Source organism: Pandoraea sp. (genome assembly GCF_041919235.1).
Taxonomy (GTDB): domain Bacteria; phylum Pseudomonadota; class Gammaproteobacteria; order Burkholderiales; family Burkholderiaceae; genus Pandoraea.
Genome location: NZ_JAYRUC010000011.1, coordinates 40,428 through 55,315, shown reverse-complemented (window position 1 = coordinate 55,315; position 14,888 = coordinate 40,428). Strand labels below are relative to the sequence as shown.

The window sequence follows — 14,888 nt, the reverse complement described above, 5'->3', positions numbered from 1 at the left end:
ACGTTGCCCCTGCGCTTAGTTGACCATCTGGAGGATGGTGTCGAACAGCGTCGACGCGGTCTGAATCACCTTCGAATTGGCCTGATAGAGCTGCTGGAACTTGATCAGGTTGGCCGCCTCTTCGTCGAGGTTCACGCCGGAATTCGACTGCTGCGCGGTTTGCGCCTGTTGCAGCAGGGTTTGCTGCGCAGCGCTGGTCGACTTGTAGGTATTCGTGGTCGAACCGACATACGACACCAGATTCGCGTAAGCCGACGCATAGCTTTGCGACCCGCCCACCTTGGTCTTGTCGTTCTGCAAGGCCGAGAGTGCCAGGCCGTTGCGGTTGTCGGTCACGGCGCCGGACGTGTTCGGCGCGATGGTGAACGTGTCGCCATTGGCTGGCGTACCGCTCACGTTGACCGTCATGCCGTTCGTGGTGATCTTGGCGCCGTTGGTGGCGCTGTAAGGCACGGTGGCGCCGGCGGCGTACGCGGTCGCCACGCCATTGACCGTGACCGTCATCGCCGACGGAGCCACGAACGTGAGCGCGCCGGTCGTGGCGTCTTTGCTGAACGTGAAATTGACCGGCGCGCTCAGCACGTTCGACAGGTAGCTGGCGTCCACACTGCCCTGATCGACCTTGAGCGAGCCGCTGTTGCTGCTGGCGCTCGAGGCGATGATTGGTGCGGCCAGCGCGATCTTGCCCGGGTCGGTGATGGCCACGCCGATGTTCTGGGCGGCGTTGCGTGTCGGCTGGATCGTAAAGCTGTCGCCGGCCACCATGCCGCTGGTGGTGACCGAGAAGCCGTCGGGGAACGCCACGCCACCGCCGTCCTGGAAGTTCAGCGCGGTGCCCGGCACGGCGGGCGCACCGGCGGTCCACTTGGCGCCGTCGGTCTGGCGCGTGAGCGTGTAGTTGGTGCCGTCGAAGCTCACCGTGTAGTCGCTTGCGGTCGCCTTCGAAGCGTCGGTGATGCTTGCATTGAGCGTGGCGCCGTTCGAATTCGTCGTGTTCGCGATGATCGTCGGGTTGGGCACCGTGAAGAAGTTGCCGCCCATCTGACCGTACAGATCCAGACCCAACTGGTTCTGCGCGTTGAACGTGCCGGCCAGCGACAGCGCGATCTGGCCGAGCGAGTTTTGCGCCTGCGTGAGCGCCCCGCTGCGAAACGACAACAGACCCGCGAGCGAGCCGCCGGTGAGCGACGATTCCGGAATCGGCACCTTCGCACCGCTGGGGGTGACATAGGCGACGGTCATCTGCGACGGATCGCTCGCCGAGGCCACGGTCGTGAGCTGATAGGCCGAATTGCCCGTCACGAGCGACTGGCCGTTGCCGACGAACACGTTATACGAGCCGTTGCTGTCCTTGACGACATTCGTCTGCACGATGGCATTCAGGCTCGCGATGGCCTGATCGCGCTGGTCGAGCAGGTCGTTCGGCGTGGCCCCGGTGCTGTTGCCCTGCGCCTGCACAATCGCGTCGTTGAGGGTGGCGATCTGCTTGGCGTACGTGTTGATCTGCTCGGTCGACTGGGCGATGTTGCCGTTCACGCTGGTGCGCAGCGAAGACAGCGTGCCTGCGAGCGACTGGAACATGCTCGTGAGCGTCTGCGCGGAAGAAATCACCGTGGCGCGCGTGGCCGAGTTGTTCGGCGAGGTCACGATCGTCTGCAGATTCGTGAAGAACGTGGACATCGTCGCCGACAGGCCGGTCGTGGAGCTGCCCAGCGCGTTGTTGATCTGCGAGATCTGCTGGTAATAGGTGTTGAGCTGGCTGTACTGGGTCTGCGCCTGGTTGACCTGATTCGACAGGAACTGGTCGTACACGCGCGACACGTCGTTCACCAACACACCCTGGCCGATGTAGCCCACACCGGCGAACTGGCTGTCCGCCTCGGTGTAGTTGACGATCTGACGGTTGTAACCGGCCGTCCCCGAATTGGAGATGTTGTTGCCGGTGGTGTTCAGGGCGAACTGGGAGGCGTTCAGCCCGCTCATGCCAATATTGATTAGGCTCATGATCTCGCGGCTTGAATAGGGGTACGTGCGGCGGCGACGGGCCCGCTTGCGCACCGTTACCGATGTGTTTACGGCAGCCCGGCGGCAATATTGAGGCCGCCGCGCCGAGGATTTCGTATCGCCTTCCGTCCTTCGCGCCGGAGGCCGCCCGGCGAGCCGCCCCCCCCTGCCGGTCAGGCGAAGTGCTTCATGATCTTTATCAGCTTGCTGGCGTATTGCGGGTCGGTGGCATAACCTGCGCGCTGAAGATTGGTGGCGAAGCTCGCCGCGTCGTTGGCGCTCGCCACGACCGAGGCGTAGCGCGGGTTGTTCGAGATCAGGTTGGCGTAGTCGGCAAACGCCTCGTCATACGATCGATACGCGCGAAACTTGGCCATCACCTTGCGCGGCTGCCCGTTCACGTACTCGGTCGTGGCGACCTCGACCGTCGGTCCGTTCCAGTGCTTGCCCGCCTTGATGCCGAAGACATTGAAGCTCGTGCTGCCGTCGCTGCGGCGGATTTCGCGCTTGCCCCAGCCCGATTCGAGCGCCGCCTGACTGAGCATGAAGCGCGCGGGAATGCCGCTGCTGGCGCTGGCATTCTGTGCCGCCGTGGCCATGCGCTCGACGAACTCTCCCGCCACGGCCGGCGCGCCGTCGGCAACGCCAATCGCGTCTGCGGCGTTGTAAGCGCGGCCCTGCAGCGACTGCTGGCGCCCCATCGCCGCCGCAGGCAGCGTGGTGCCGGTGCGGGCAAGCTGCTTGAGCATCATGTCGGCCAGACCGATGCCCTTGTGCGAGGCAAGCTGCTGCGCGAGCTGGTCGTCGAGCATGCCGTTGAACATCTTTTCCTGATCGCTGCCGAGCAGGCCGCCGGACATCGTCGCGTCGCGCATGCTCTTGACCATCATCTGCGTGAACACCGCCTCGAACTGCTTGGCCGCCTGCTGCGTGGCTTGCGGTGTCTGTTGGTGCGCCGCCGCACGCAACGCGCTCAGGCCCTGCATGTCGTACGTCGCGCGTTGCGTGAGGTCGGGCAAGGGCATGCCCGCGCCGGTGAGTCGTGAGCCGTCGGCCATATCAGATGATCTCCAGATCGGCGCGTAGCGCGCCCGCAGCCTTCATGGCTTGCAGAATCGACATCAGGTCGGCCGGGCTCGCACCGAGCGAGTTCAGTGCCTTGACGACATCGGCGAGGTTCGCGCCTGCTTTGATCATCCTCAGCGCGTTGTTTTCCTGTTGGACGGAGATTTGCGAGTTCGGCGCCACCACCGTCTGACCGCCCGAGAACGGCGCGGGCTGGCTCACGTTGTTCTGCGTGTCGATGACCACGGACAGGTTGCCGTGCGCCACCGCGCACTGCTGGATCGTCACGTTCTGGTTCATCACGACCGAACCGGTGCGTGCGTTGATGATGACGCGAGCGGCCGAGTTGTCCGGGTGCACGTCGACACTCTCGAGCTGTGCCAGAAACTGCACACGGCCCGACGGATCGGTCGGGGTGTGCAGCAGGATCACGCGGCCGTCCAGTGCTTGTGCGGTGCCGAAGCCGAAGCGGCGATTCACGGCGTCGACGACTCGCTGGGCGGTGGAGAAATCCGTGACGTTCAACTCCATCTGCAACGTGCCCGGCTGCCCGCCCATGGCGCTCGGTACGGCGCGCTCGACAATCGCACCGCTCGGAATACGGCCCGAGGCCAGTTGATTGACGGTCACGCTCGATCCGTTGGCCGACGCGCCGGCGCCGCCCACGAGCAGGTTGCCCTGCGCCAGCGCGTAGACCTGACCGTCCGGCCCCTTGAGCGGGGTCATGAGCAGCGTGCCGCCACGCAGGCTCTTGGCGTTGCCCATGGAGGAGACCACCACGTCGATTGCCTGACCGGGTCGCGTGAACGCCGGCAGCGTGGCGGTGACCATCACGGCGGCCACGTTCTTCAACTGCATGTTGGTCCCGGGCGCGACGGTAATACCCAACTGCGAGAGCATGTTCGTCATGCTCTGCACGGTAAACGGGGTCTGGGTGGTCTGATCGCCCGAGTTGTCCAGACCGGCGACCAAGCCGTAGCCGATCAACTGGTTATCGCGCACGCCCTGAATCGAAGCCAGATCCTTGAGGCGTTCGGCGCGAGCCGCGCCCGGCATCAGCAGCAGGGCGGTAGCCGCGCCTGCCACGGCAAACATGGCGGCAAAGCGGCGAAGGCCTTGGCGGAGACGGCGCAAGGACGGCGCACGGGGCGACGGGAACGGCATGATCGACATCAGAATGGCGAAATATTAAGGAAGAAGCGCTGCAGCCAGCCCATGGTTTCGGCTTCATTGATGTAGCCCTTGCCACGGTATTCGATGCGCGCATCGGCCACCTGCGTCGAAGGCACGGTATTCGCGCCCGAGATCGTCTGCGGGCTGACCACGCCCGAGAACTTGATGTATTCCGTACCCTGATTGATCGCGATCTGCTTCTCGCCGGCCACCGCAAGGTTGCCGTTGGAGAGCACCTCCATCACGGTCACCGTGATCTGTCCGGAGAACACGTTATTGGCATTGGCCGCGCCCTTGGCGTCGAACTTGTTGGCGCCGCTCGCGTCCAGACCCTGATTGTTGAGCACACCGCCCATCACGCCCGGCACCTGAGTGAGCGTCAACGAGCCGCTGCCCGCGCGGGTGGTGTTGGCCGCCGAGTTCTTGCTCGCCGCCGTGTTCTCGTTGATGACGATCGTGAGGATGTCGCCCACGTTACGCGGACGACGGTCTTCGAACAGCGGGCGGTTCGAGTAGAGCGGACGGTAGATCGAGCCCTCGGGATCGGCCGCCACCGGCGGGGGCGGCGGACGCGTGGTCGTCGGCCCATTGACGACCGGCTCCTGCGGCACGTAGGCGCACCCCGCCAGACCGCTCAACGCGGCGGCGGCGCCCAGCGCCAGCAACCGCGCGAGGCCTGCGCTGCGATGCGTAACGGTCGTTCGAGCTGACATATCGACGTTCATTCTGTGGAGCTTTGCGCGGCGCACCGCTGCTTACATCTGCGTCAGACGTTGCAGCATCTGGTCGGATGCCGTGACCGCCTTCGAGTTGATTTCATAGGCACGCTGCGCCTGAATCATGTTCACCAGCTCTTCCACCACGTTCACGTTCGACGTCTCGACGTAGTTCTGGTTGAGTACGCCCGCACCATTGGTCCCCGGCTGCGCGACGTTGGGCGCGCCGGAGGCGGCGGTCTCCGCGTACAGGTTCTCGCCCAGGCTTTGCAGGCCCGCGTTGTTGATGAACGTGGCGAGCTGGAACGTTCCGATCTGCACGTTCGCCGTGTTACCGGGTTGCGTGACCGAGACCGTGCCGTCGCGCGCGATGGTCAGCGACAGGGCGTTCGCCGGAATCGTGATGGCCGGCTGCACCGGATAGCCCGACGCCGTCACGAGCTGGCCATTGTTATCGACCTGAAACGAGCCGTCGCGCGTGTAGGCCGTGGTGCCGTCGGGCATGAGGACCTGGAAGAAGCCGTCGCCATTGATGGCCACGTCCTTGGCATTGCTGGTTTGCGTGAGGTTGCCCTGCGTGAAGATGCGCTCGGTCGCGGCCGGACGCACACCGGTACCCAGTTGCAGGCCCGAGGGCAGCAACGTCTGCTGCGACGACTGGGCGCCCGGCTGGCGCAGCGTCTGGTACAGCAGATCCTCGAACACCGCGCGGCCCTTCTTGAAGCCGTTCGTGCTGGTGTTGGCGAGGTTGTTCGAAATCACGTCCATGTTCGTCTGCTGGGCGTTCATGCCCGTAGCAGCGATGTAGAGCGAACGGATCATTTGGTGTTTCTCCCCGTGTGCGGTCGCGGCGCGCAGTCCCCTCGGACGCCTCGCGCCATACGCCCGTTAGCTGAAGTTCAGCAACTGGTTGGCGGATTGTTCGTTGGTATCGGCCGTCTGCAGCATCTTCATCTGCATCTCGAAGGCCCGCGACTGCGAGATCATGCTCACCAGGCTATTGACCGGATTGACGTTGCTGTTCTCGATCGCACCCGCGACGACGACCACGTTCGGGTCGACCTGCGCCGGCGCGTTGTTCGCCGTGCGGAACAGACCGTCGTCGCCCCGCACCAGATTGCCTTCCGGCGGATTGACCAGCTTCAGTTGGCCCATCACGGCAATCGAGTTGGGCGGATCGCCCTGGCCTAAGGCCGAGATCGTGCCGTCGGTGCCGATGGTCACCGCAGCGCCCGGCGGCACAGCGGCCGGACCGGCGTCGGTCATCACCGGCAACCCATGCAGCGTGAGCTGACCGTCTGCCGTCATCTCGAGGTTGCCGCCGCGCGTGTATGCTTCGCGACCCTGCGCGTCGCGCACGGCGAGCCAGCCCTGCCCTTGAATGGCCACATCGAGCGGGCGGCCGGTCTGCTGCATCGCGCCGGGCGTGAAATCGCTGCCCGGCGTGGACGTCGCGACGAACGTACGCGTGCCCGTTGCGCCGTCTTCGGCGCGCACCGGCACCTGGCGGAAGGCCGCGAGCTGGGCGCGAAAGCCGGGTGTCGAGACGTTCGCCAGGTTGTTGGCGGTGGTCGCCTGCTGCTCCATCGCCTGCTTCGCGCCGGTCATGGCGATATAGATCAGGCGATCCATCGACGGCCTCCGTGCAAGTTACGCATGTGGGCGGCTCCGACTTACAGGTTGACCATCGTCTGCATCAATTGGTCTTCCGTCTTGATCGTCTGCGCATTGGCCTGGTAGTTGCGCTGCGCGGTGATCATATGGACCAGTTCTGCCGTCAGGTCGACGTTCGAGGCTTCCACTGCGCCCGCCTGCAGCTTGCCCAGGTTCGTACCGCCCGGCACACCCACGATCGGAATGCCCGACGCGGCCGACTCCGACCACAGGTTGTTGCCCTGCGGAATCAGGCCCTGCACGTTGTTGAAGTTCGCCAGTGCCACCTGCCCCAGCGCCATCGACTCCGTGTTCGAGTACGTGCCGACGATGGTGCCGTCGGCGCTGAACGTGAACCCGGTCAAACGTCCCGACGAGTAGCCGTTCTGCGTAAGCGTGTTCGGCGTGTAGGTGTTGCCGTATTGGGTGGTGCCCGAGAGGTCGAGCGTCATGCTGGCGTTCGATGCGCCGTTGCCGTAGGTGATCGCGGGCAGCGTGATCGGACCGGTCACGGCAGTGCCGGTCGAGTCGGTCTGCGCCACGAGGCTGCCGGCCGAGTTGAACGTCATGGTGCCGATCGGGCCGGTGCCGACCTGCGTCGTGCCGTCGACCGAGGCGTACACCGTCCATGTCGCGTTGTTCGTCACGGCGTTGACGCTCGACTTCACGAAGTACAGGTTCACGTCGTGCGAATTGCCCAGCGAGTCGTAGACCTTGAGCGACGTGGCGTTCGTGTACGAGTTCGGGTCGGTGATCGAGAACGGGGTCGTGTTCACCGCGCTGCGCGAGTCGAGGTTGAACTGGCCGGTGATCTTGGTGGTGGCCGTCGGCGCGAGATCGCCCGTCGGGATCTGCAGATCGACCGGCGAGACGCTGTTGATGATGCCGTTCGGGCCGGCCAGATAGCCGGTCAGACGATCGCCGTTGGCGTCGACGATGTAGCCATTCTTGTCGAGCGAAAACTGGCCGTTGCGCGTGTAGGCGATGGTGCCGTTATTCGACACGCGAAAAAAGCCGTTGCCCGAGACGGCCAGATCGAGCTGACGGTTCGTGACAGTGATGTCGCCCTGCGTGAACTGCTGGGCGATGGACGCCACACGCGTGCCGATACCTACCGTATTGTTGCCCGCGCCGTACAGCGAATTGGCGTAGATGTCGGCGAATTCCGCCTGACCCTGCTTGAAGCCGACGGTAGCCGCATTGGCAACGTTGTTGCCGATGACGTCCAGGTCTTTGGAGGCGGCGTTCAGGCCGCTCAGTCCGGTCGAAAAGGCCATGTTGATACTCCTGAAATTCTGTGCTCGACGATGTCTGTCGCGATAAAACGGCTAAGGGCTTGCGCGGTAAGGGGTTTGTTACAGGATCTCGCGTACGTCGGAGAGCTTGATGTTCGAGCCCGTGCCCACGTTGAGCAGCGGCGAGCCGGTCGTACTGGCCACCACGCTTTGCACCTGCGCGTAAGTCAGCAGGGTCGGCGTCACGGCCTGCCCGTTGGCCGAAGCGGTCACGGCGACCGTGTACTTGCCATCGGCCACGGCGGTGCCCGCATCGTCCTTGGCGTCCCACGTGAGGGCCTGCACACCGGCATCGAGCGCGCCCGCGTTGACCGTGCGCACCACCTTGCCTGTGCTGTCCTTGATCTGAATCGTTACCGTGTCGGCGTCGCTCGGCAGTTCGAAGCCGAACGGCGTGGCGGTCTTCGTGACCGTGCCGTCCGTGGCCGTGCTGCTGCCCACACCGACGTTGCTGCCCGGCACCAGCACGCCCTTGCCCACCAGCGCGGCCGCTTGCAGGCTCTGCGTCGAGTTGAGCTGCGAGGTCACCGACGAGAGCGTGGTGTTCAACTGGGTGATGCCCGAGACCGTGCTGATCTGCGCGAGCTGCGACGTCACCTGCGAGTTGTCCATCGGGTTGAGCGGATCCTGGTTGTTCATCTGCGCGACGAGCAACTTCAGGAAGCTGTTCTGCAAATCGTTCGCGCCGCCGGCCGACGAACTGGCGTTGCTGCTGGCGGTGCCGTTGATCGAGTCGAGGAACGACTGCGAGAAGTTCGAGGCGTTCGACGTATTGATACTGGCCATCTTCTGGTCTCCGCGCGGCCCCTTACTGGCCGACCGTGAGGGTTTTGAGCATCAGCGTCTTGGCGGTGTTGAGCGCCTCCACGTTGGCCTGATAGGAGCGGGAGGCGGAGATCATGTTGACCATCTCCTCCACCGGATTCACGTTGGGCATGGTGACGTAGCCCTGGGCGTTGGCTGCCGGGTTCTTCGGGTCGTACACGGTCTTGAGCGGCGACGGGTCTTCGATCACGCCCGCCACCTTCACGCCACCGACGTCGGTGCCTGCAACGGGGTTGACCTGAAACACGACCTGCTTGGCGCGGTACGGCTGCCCGTCCGGCCCGGTCACGGAATCGGCGTTGGCCAGATTGCTGGCCGTCACGTTCATGCGCTGCGATTGCGCAGTCATGGCCGAACCGGCGACATCGAAGATGCTCATCAGTGGCATGGCACTTACCCTTGACTGGTGATGGCTGCCAGCATCGTCTTGATCTGGCTGGACAGGACCGTGAGGCCCGTTTGGTAATGCACGGCGTTGTCCGCGAAGTTCACGCGCTCGGCATCGAGTTCGACGGTGTTGCCGTCGATACTTTGTTGGTAAGGCACGCGGTAGAGCAGCTCGGGGCCGCCCAACGGCGGCGCCATGCTCACGCCACGCCCTGCGATGTGACGCGACGACGTGCGCGCGAGCGAAACGCTCGACTCGGAAGCGAGCTGTTGTTGCGCGCCGCGCTCGACCGCCTGGCTCAACGCACTGTTGAAATCGATGTCGCGCGCCTTGTAACCCGGCGTGTCGGCATTGGCGATGTTCGAGGAGATCACCTCCTGGCGGTAGGCGCGCATGGCCAGCGCCTGCTGAGAAAATCGCAATGCCGCGTCCAGTTTGTCCATGATCTCGTCTCGCCCGATGCCTGCCTTGATGCTGGGTACTGCGCAAGAAGCCGTTCCGCCTCGGCACCGAGGTCCGCTCGGGCCGATCGACGGACCCACGGACCTAACGGCAGTGCACAGACGGCATATCCCTGCCCGGCCCGAAAAAATGACGGACCTTTTGGCATGCTGTGCATCGTATGCGTACCCCTCACGATTCAATCGGGGGAATAGGAAGGAGATTGACCGCCATTTCGGGCCATGCCCGGGGCAGGGACCTCTCTAGAATGGCTTCCTGACGGCGCTGGGCGGGGTTCGCCCCCCAGGCATAGGAACGCTGCCCGGCGCCGTCGGCTTCACCACGCGGCGTAGGTTGTGTGCCGGGCACCGCGCGAACGACTCGGGTGCCGGGTGCGAAGGAGAGTGAGCATGGCAGGCAAAATCGGCGGCGGTCTCGCCAATGCCCCTCGCGAGCGCAGCGCGCCGTGGCGTGGTCTTCGCGCGACTGGACGATTCGGTTGGCTCGCCGTCGCACTCGGTCTGGCAAGCGTGGCAAGCCTGAGCGTGCCGGGCGTCGCACAGGGTGCCTCGCCGGGCGCCGGCATCGCCACCGATCCGGCCGCGCAAACGCTGGGCGACACGCTTGGCCCGGGTGCAGTGGTCATTCCCGGCAACCGCGCTGGGGCGCCCGGTATCGCATCGACCGTGCCGAGTCAGGTCCGCACGGTCACGACGGCAAATGCCAGTTCGAATGCCAGTCCGAATTTCAATCCGAATGCCGGCAACGTGGCCGCCGTCCAGGCGCCCGCGCCTCAGGTGGCCGCCCCCGCCATTCAATCGCCTTTCGAGAACACGCAAGTCATCCGTCAGACGGCCGAACGTTTCCTGCGAGAGCAGACGACGGGCCTGCCGGGACGCGTGGGCCTGACCGTTGGCGATGCCGTCTCAGATCGGATGCCGGCGTGTGCCGGCCTCGAACCGTTTCTGCCGCCCGGCGCGCGGTTGTGGGGTTCGACGACGGTTGGCGTGCGCTGCTCGGGCGAGCGCCCCTGGACGCTCTATCTCCAGGCGCGTGTGAGCATCACCGCAACCTATTTCGTCGCCGCCCGCCAGATCAATCCGGGCGAGGCCATCGGGCCGAACGATCTGTCGCCGCGTCAGGGCGATCTCACGTTGCTGCCGCGCACGGTGGCCACCGACGCCGGTCAAATCATCGGAACAGTGGCGGTGAACCGCATCACGTCTGGCCTGCCGATCCGATCCGACCTGCTGCGCAGTGCGATTGCCGTCCAGCAAGGGCAAACCGTGCGTGTCGTCTCGCGTGGTGCGGGCTTTGAGGTCAGCACGGAAGGACAGGTGCTCTCGCGCGCCAGTGCCGGCGATCCCGTGCAAGTGCGCACCCGCGCCGGTCTGCTCGTCAGCGGGACCGTCAAGACGGGCAAGAACGGGAGTGTCGAAGTGGAAGTTGCCCTGTAAGCAAACACTCACCATCGGTTAACATCCACTGAAATCGGCTGCGTGCAGGATCGGGTAACAGGATGTAACTTACCTAAAGTTATGCCCGATTACGCCGTTACACAGGCAGGTTTCAGGGAAAAGCATATGAAGATCAAACCACCCGCCAATCCGTTGACCGGCGTCGGTTCGGGCAAGGCGCCGACCGACCGGACGACGGCTGGCACTGTGAGCGCCGATGGCGCGAGCGCGTCCGTCGCCGGCACGGGCAACGATGCGAACGTGAGCACGAGCGCGCTGTCGTCGGAGATGCGCGCCTTGCAGTCTGCGCTGGCCCAGACGGGTTCCGCCGATATCGACGTTGCCAAGGTGGCGGCGATCAAGCAGGCGATCTCCGAAGGGAAGCTCGCCATGGATCCCACCAAGATTGCGGACGGTCTCATTGCGACCGCGCGCGATCTGCTCTCCACGCAATCGAAGTCATGACCACCGATGCCTTGCTGAAGACCCTCGCTGCCGAAACCACCGCCATTCGCGCGTTTTCGGCGCTGCTTGACGAGGAACAGCAGGCGTTGGTCAACGGCACGCTCGACGCGCTGCCGGAGCTGACCGAGCGCAAGACGCACGCCGTGACCGAACTCGCGGCACTTGGGCGCGAACGTGACGCCCGGCTGGAAGCGTTGGGCTACCGTCCGGACGAATCGGGCGCGACGGCGGCCGCCGCTGCCGACACCGGCATCGACGCCGCGTGGAAGGCGCTGCTGGATGCCGCGATCGAGGCCAAGCGTGCCAACGAGACCAACGGCGTACTGATTCGCACGCGCCTGACCTACACGCAGCAGGCGCTGAACGTGTTGTACGGCCCGCAGCAGAACGCCCCGCTCTACGGCCCCGACGGCCGCACCGCCCCGCGATCGAGCGGCGGCAGCATTACGGCTTGACTACGGCTTGACGCGGCTTAGTTCGCCGCAAGCTTGAGGCTCGCCAGTCGATTCAGACTGACTCCCAGTTCCGCCGCTTCGATGACCAACGCGCGATGTAGCGTTGGGGGAATCCGCACGCGAAATTCACCGCTGTAACGATGCTCGGCCAGCGGTTCCGGCACCGTTTCCCCGTTCGCCTGCATATCGGCGACCACGTCCGTCACCACCTTCCGAATACCGTCCAACACTCCTTCCGGCGTCACATCCAGCCAGGACAGCGATGGGAATTCGGCACAAAGCCCGACGTGCTCGCCATCTTCCGGCGACCAGGTCAGACGATAGGTGTAACGATCAATGTTCATGCTCTCGGCCCTCGAATTTTCAGATGGCATTCAAGACCCGGCGTACCTGCTAAGCCTTCGCCATGCCTCCCGAATTCTGCAAATTGATGCGAGGATTCCCATGTCATGGCGTTTTGAAGATGGTGTGGCTGCCTGACCGGCGCGGCGCGCCAAAGTAGGCTTCGCAGAGAAACACCAACTCGACAGATCGCACATTGGCAGGTTCGCGAGCAATCTTGGCGAGAAGTTTGGATAAGGACGGCATGCCAGAATGGTGCCAATAAGAGCACTATTCGTTCAAGGCCGATTTGTCCGAAAAGATGAAGCCTTGCCGTTCCCAGATGCAAAAAGCCCTCGGAGACGAACGTCCGAGGGCATGGCTCAACAGGCGTGACTTAACTCGCCGACGTCTATGCCTTCTCGCGTAGTAGCCAGACTTCTTGAGTCTCTTCCGAAAAGCGGCACGTTGTCGCATCGCCTCACACAACGAGAAGAGAGCGCTAGCTAAACGCCTTCGCGCTGTTCATTGCGGAATCTGTCATCGTCATCGATCCAAACATCTCGACTCATTGGGTCAAACTTCCCTGTCTTAGCAATGCATGCTATCCGGCAGGGAGTCTCAATGAACGTCGATCATGATTTTGTCGTCATTCCGAATGCCATCAAGCAACAAGCCCGAATGCGGGCTTATGAAATCGCATTCGACATACCGGCATTCCGCACCAACGAACACCTTCACCCGACCGAGGTGAACGTCGCCCGCTTGAAATTCAGATATCACCCGAGAAAGCAACTCGTTGAATTTTTCTCATTCCAGACGTATCTGGGCAAATACGCCAAGCTCGCAATGACACTTGAGCAAGCGTGCTGGTCGATCATTGACGACTTCTTCGAAGCTCTTGAGCCCATTCAATGTGAATTGATTGTTCAGAACGAACTGTCGGATTGTGCGACGGCCACTATCCGTGCATCGCGCGGGTGGACGGATGCCATTCATCTGCCGACGGTCACGTCGTCAGCCCTTGGAAAGAAAATCGCGATGCCGACCTGACATGATGACAACAACCATTGCGGATCTTATCGGTGTCGCAGGCGCGCTCCTCGTCGTCGCAGCCTACTTCCTGAATCTTCACGGATCGCTCCCGACCAGCGCTTACCGCTATTCCGCCTTGAATCTTTGCGGATCGGCGATGATCGTCTATTCGCTAATCTACAACCCTAACCCAGCGTCGCTGCTCATCGAGATCTTTTGGGCTTCGATCAGCCTATATGGCTTGCTCAAGTCATACAGATCACGGAGACGAGGATGAGCTCGAACGAAATCCGAGGTCGCGTTCTCTTGGGTATCACGGGGAGTGTTGGCGCGAAGGATTCAGTGAAGCTGATCGAGTTGCTTTGCGCGAAACACGAGGTTCAAGTCGTGGCGTCCACCTCGTCGCTAGCATTTTTCGATCTGGCGTCGGCGCAATGTCGCGCGAAAGTCCACACGGATGAGGACGATTGGTATACATGGCGCCAGCGCGGCGATCGAATCTTGCACATATCGCTGAGAAACTGGGCCGATCTGTTCGTCATCGCACCGATGACAGCCAATACCCTCGGCAAATTGGCCGGCGGAATATGCGACAACTTGCTCACGACGGTCTTTCGAGCGTGGCAATTGGGAGTCAAACCACTGATGGTCGCACCGTCGATGAACAAATTCATGTGGGAGCATCCCGCCACGGAAACGCATCTGGCTCGCCTTCAGTCTTGGAATGTCTGCGTTATCCCCCCAAGAGAAAAGTGGCTCGCAGGCGGGGACTTTGGCCCCGCCGCAATGGCTAAGCCAGAAGGCATTGCCGAGTCCGTCGGCCACATCCTCTCCGCCAATCGGACAGCGGCTCAGACACCTTAACTCGCCGACGTCCACGCCTTCTCACGCAACGTTGTGCGCAGGCGCGAGATCGCCTGGCTATGCAACTGGCAGACGCGCGATTCGCTCACTTCCAGCACTGCGCCAATCTCACGCAGGTTCAAGCCCTGGTCGTAATACAGGCTCATGAGCAACTTCTCGCGCTCAGGCAACTGATCGATCGCATCGATCACGCCACCGCGCAAACCCTCGTCGAGGAGCATCGTCAGCGGGTCGGCGCCCGGGTCCGCACAGATCCGGTCGATGAACGGCTCTTCGTCCGCCGAATCGAAATCTTCGTAATAAACGAGCTGGCAGCCGTGTATGTCCTGCAGCATCTGCTGATAGTCGGCCAGACTGATCGACATCTCGCCCGCAATCTCGCTCTCCGACGGCCCGCGCCCCAGCCGTTGCTCCAGACGCTGCACCGCCTTCTCGATCTGGCGCGCCGTCTTGCGAATGCCGCGCGACGCCCAATCCAGTTCGCGCAACTCGTCGAGCATCGCGCCACGAATGCGCTGACTCGCGTACGTTTCAAACTGAGCGCCCTGCGTCTCCTGATATCGGTTCGACGCGTCGAGCAACCCCAGCATGCCCGCCTGAATCAGATCTTCCAGCTCCACGCTCGCCGGCAACTTCGCCATCAATTGAAGCGCCAGGCGGCGCACCAACGGCGCGTATTGGGTCAGCGTGTCTTTCGTGTCGACCTTCCCGCGCGCGGTATACATGTTTCC

The 14,888-nt window shown here is 63.2% G+C and carries 18 protein-coding genes; 6 read left to right on the top strand and 12 right to left on the bottom strand.

Going from position 1 to position 14,888, the window contains the following annotated elements:
• Positions 1–15 precede the first annotated feature (15 nt).
• From flgK to flgB, 10 genes are all read right to left on the bottom strand, one after another.
• Positions 16–2,004, bottom strand: a complete 1,989-nt coding sequence (gene flgK / locus ACE3UG_RS10810; protein WP_374623432.1) for a flagellar hook-associated protein FlgK — start codon at positions 2,002–2,004, stop codon at positions 16–18.
• Between the two features lie 173 nt (positions 2,005–2,177).
• Entirely contained in the window at positions 2,178–3,062 is an 885-nt protein-coding gene (gene flgJ, locus ACE3UG_RS10805; RefSeq protein ID WP_374623430.1) for a flagellar assembly peptidoglycan hydrolase FlgJ, read from the bottom strand.
• A 1-nt stretch (position 3,063) separates the two neighbouring features.
• Positions 3,064–4,233, bottom strand: a complete 1,170-nt coding sequence (locus tag ACE3UG_RS10800) for a flagellar basal body P-ring protein FlgI (RefSeq protein ID WP_374623710.1) — start codon at positions 4,231–4,233, stop codon at positions 3,064–3,066.
• Positions 4,234–4,241: 8 nt separating this feature from the next.
• Positions 4,242–4,955 (bottom strand): flagellar basal body L-ring protein FlgH, encoded by a 714-nt coding sequence (locus tag ACE3UG_RS10795; RefSeq protein ID WP_374623428.1) that lies wholly within the window; start codon positions 4,953–4,955, stop codon positions 4,242–4,244.
• A 42-nt stretch (positions 4,956–4,997) separates the two neighbouring features.
• The gene (gene flgG / locus ACE3UG_RS10790; RefSeq protein WP_017233637.1) at positions 4,998–5,780 is read right to left on the bottom strand and encodes a flagellar basal-body rod protein FlgG; all 783 of its coding nucleotides are present in this window, start codon (positions 5,778–5,780) and stop codon (positions 4,998–5,000) included.
• A 66-nt stretch (positions 5,781–5,846) separates the two neighbouring features.
• On the bottom strand, positions 5,847–6,590 hold the full coding sequence (locus tag ACE3UG_RS10785; RefSeq protein ID WP_374623424.1) for a flagellar basal body rod protein FlgF: 744 nt from the start codon (positions 6,588–6,590) through the stop codon (positions 5,847–5,849).
• A 41-nt stretch (positions 6,591–6,631) separates the two neighbouring features.
• The gene (gene flgE, locus ACE3UG_RS10780) at positions 6,632–7,888 is read right to left on the bottom strand and encodes a flagellar hook protein FlgE (protein WP_374623421.1); all 1,257 of its coding nucleotides are present in this window, start codon (positions 7,886–7,888) and stop codon (positions 6,632–6,634) included.
• Between the two features lie 78 nt (positions 7,889–7,966).
• Positions 7,967–8,692: a flagellar hook assembly protein FlgD gene (gene flgD, locus ACE3UG_RS10775; protein ID WP_374623418.1), complete on the bottom strand. Its 726-nt coding sequence runs from the start codon at positions 8,690–8,692 to the stop codon at positions 7,967–7,969.
• Between the two features lie 22 nt (positions 8,693–8,714).
• Positions 8,715–9,119, bottom strand: coding sequence for a flagellar basal body rod protein FlgC (gene flgC / locus ACE3UG_RS10770; protein ID WP_374623415.1), 405 nt, complete (start codon positions 9,117–9,119; stop codon positions 8,715–8,717).
• Between the two features lie 5 nt (positions 9,120–9,124).
• The gene (gene flgB, locus ACE3UG_RS10765) at positions 9,125–9,565 is read right to left on the bottom strand and encodes a flagellar basal body rod protein FlgB (RefSeq protein WP_374623708.1); all 441 of its coding nucleotides are present in this window, start codon (positions 9,563–9,565) and stop codon (positions 9,125–9,127) included.
• A gap of 405 nt (positions 9,566–9,970) precedes the next feature.
• Here flgB and flgA point away from each other — a divergent pair, with 405 nt between their 5' ends.
• The 3 genes from flgA to ACE3UG_RS10750 all read left to right on the top strand — a co-directional run bounded on the left by flgA (position 9,971) and on the right by ACE3UG_RS10750 (position 11,937).
• Positions 9,971–11,017, top strand: coding sequence for a flagellar basal body P-ring formation chaperone FlgA (gene flgA, locus ACE3UG_RS10760; protein WP_374623412.1), 1,047 nt, complete (start codon positions 9,971–9,973; stop codon positions 11,015–11,017).
• A 126-nt stretch (positions 11,018–11,143) separates the two neighbouring features.
• Positions 11,144–11,482: a flagellar biosynthesis anti-sigma factor FlgM gene (gene flgM / locus ACE3UG_RS10755; protein ID WP_374623409.1), complete on the top strand. Its 339-nt coding sequence runs from the start codon at positions 11,144–11,146 to the stop codon at positions 11,480–11,482.
• Positions 11,479–11,937 (top strand): flagella synthesis protein FlgN, encoded by a 459-nt coding sequence (locus ACE3UG_RS10750; RefSeq protein WP_374623406.1) that lies wholly within the window; start codon positions 11,479–11,481, stop codon positions 11,935–11,937. Before flgM ends, ACE3UG_RS10750 begins: the two co-directional genes overlap by 4 nt.
• 17 nt (positions 11,938–11,954) lie before the next feature.
• Here the strand turns inward: ACE3UG_RS10750 and ACE3UG_RS10745 are convergent, their stop codons facing one another.
• On the bottom strand, positions 11,955–12,281 hold the full coding sequence (locus ACE3UG_RS10745; protein ID WP_374623403.1) for a type II toxin-antitoxin system HicB family antitoxin: 327 nt from the start codon (positions 12,279–12,281) through the stop codon (positions 11,955–11,957).
• Positions 12,282–12,882: 601 nt separating this feature from the next.
• Between ACE3UG_RS10745 and ACE3UG_RS10740 the strand changes: the two genes are divergently transcribed.
• From ACE3UG_RS10740 to ACE3UG_RS10730, 3 genes are read left to right on the top strand one after another with little or no spacing between them, the layout of a single operon-like run.
• A complete protein-coding gene (locus ACE3UG_RS10740) occupies positions 12,883–13,311 on the top strand; it encodes a hypothetical protein (protein ID WP_374623400.1) in 429 nt (142 codons plus the stop codon).
• 1 nt (position 13,312) lies between these two features.
• Positions 13,313–13,570 (top strand): hypothetical protein, encoded by a 258-nt coding sequence (locus ACE3UG_RS10735; RefSeq protein WP_374623397.1) that lies wholly within the window; start codon positions 13,313–13,315, stop codon positions 13,568–13,570.
• Positions 13,567–14,157 carry a flavoprotein gene (locus ACE3UG_RS10730; protein ID WP_374623394.1) on the top strand — a complete coding sequence of 197 codons (591 nt, stop codon included), beginning with the start codon at positions 13,567–13,569 and terminating at the stop codon, positions 14,155–14,157. Before ACE3UG_RS10735 ends, ACE3UG_RS10730 begins: the two co-directional genes overlap by 4 nt.
• Here the strand turns inward: ACE3UG_RS10730 and ACE3UG_RS10725 are convergent.
• Positions 14,154–14,882 carry an RNA polymerase sigma factor FliA gene (locus ACE3UG_RS10725; RefSeq protein WP_374623391.1) on the bottom strand — a complete coding sequence of 243 codons (729 nt, stop codon included), beginning with the start codon at positions 14,880–14,882 and terminating at the stop codon, positions 14,154–14,156. The genes ACE3UG_RS10730 and ACE3UG_RS10725 overlap by 4 nt on opposite strands.
• Between the last annotated feature and the right edge of the window lie 6 nt (positions 14,883–14,888).

Bases quoted from the DNA above. Each gene is read 5' to 3' on its own strand.
- flgK (WP_374623432.1), bottom strand. From the start codon at position 2,004: ATGAGCCTAATCAATATTGGCATGAGCGGGCTGAACGCCTCCCAGTTC.
- flgJ (WP_374623430.1), bottom strand. From the start codon at position 3,062: ATGGCCGACGGCTCACGACTCACCGGCGCGGGCATGCCCTTGCCCGAC.
- ACE3UG_RS10800 (WP_374623710.1), bottom strand. From the start codon at position 4,233: ATGCCGTTCCCGTCGCCCCGTGCGCCGTCCTTGCGCCGTCTCCGCCAA.
- ACE3UG_RS10795 (WP_374623428.1), bottom strand. From the start codon at position 4,955: ATGTCAGCTCGAACGACCGTTACGCATCGCAGCGCAGGCCTCGCGCGG.
- flgG (WP_017233637.1), bottom strand. From the start codon at position 5,780: ATGATCCGTTCGCTCTACATCGCTGCTACGGGCATGAACGCCCAGCAG.
- ACE3UG_RS10785 (WP_374623424.1), bottom strand. From the start codon at position 6,590: ATGGATCGCCTGATCTATATCGCCATGACCGGCGCGAAGCAGGCGATG.
- flgE (WP_374623421.1), bottom strand. From the start codon at position 7,888: ATGGCCTTTTCGACCGGACTGAGCGGCCTGAACGCCGCCTCCAAAGAC.
- flgD (WP_374623418.1), bottom strand. From the start codon at position 8,692: ATGGCCAGTATCAATACGTCGAACGCCTCGAACTTCTCGCAGTCGTTC.
- flgC (WP_374623415.1), bottom strand. From the start codon at position 9,119: ATGCCACTGATGAGCATCTTCGATGTCGCCGGTTCGGCCATGACTGCG.
- flgA (WP_374623412.1), top strand. From the start codon at position 9,971: ATGGCAGGCAAAATCGGCGGCGGTCTCGCCAATGCCCCTCGCGAGCGC.
- flgM (WP_374623409.1), top strand. From the start codon at position 11,144: ATGAAGATCAAACCACCCGCCAATCCGTTGACCGGCGTCGGTTCGGGC.
- ACE3UG_RS10750 (WP_374623406.1), top strand. From the start codon at position 11,479: ATGACCACCGATGCCTTGCTGAAGACCCTCGCTGCCGAAACCACCGCC.
- ACE3UG_RS10745 (WP_374623403.1), bottom strand. From the start codon at position 12,281: ATGAACATTGATCGTTACACCTATCGTCTGACCTGGTCGCCGGAAGAT.
- ACE3UG_RS10740 (WP_374623400.1), top strand. From the start codon at position 12,883: ATGAACGTCGATCATGATTTTGTCGTCATTCCGAATGCCATCAAGCAA.
- ACE3UG_RS10735 (WP_374623397.1), top strand. From the start codon at position 13,313: ATGATGACAACAACCATTGCGGATCTTATCGGTGTCGCAGGCGCGCTC.
- ACE3UG_RS10730 (WP_374623394.1), top strand. From the start codon at position 13,567: ATGAGCTCGAACGAAATCCGAGGTCGCGTTCTCTTGGGTATCACGGGG.
- ACE3UG_RS10725 (WP_374623391.1), bottom strand. From the start codon at position 14,882: ATGTATACCGCGCGCGGGAAGGTCGACACGAAAGACACGCTGACCCAA.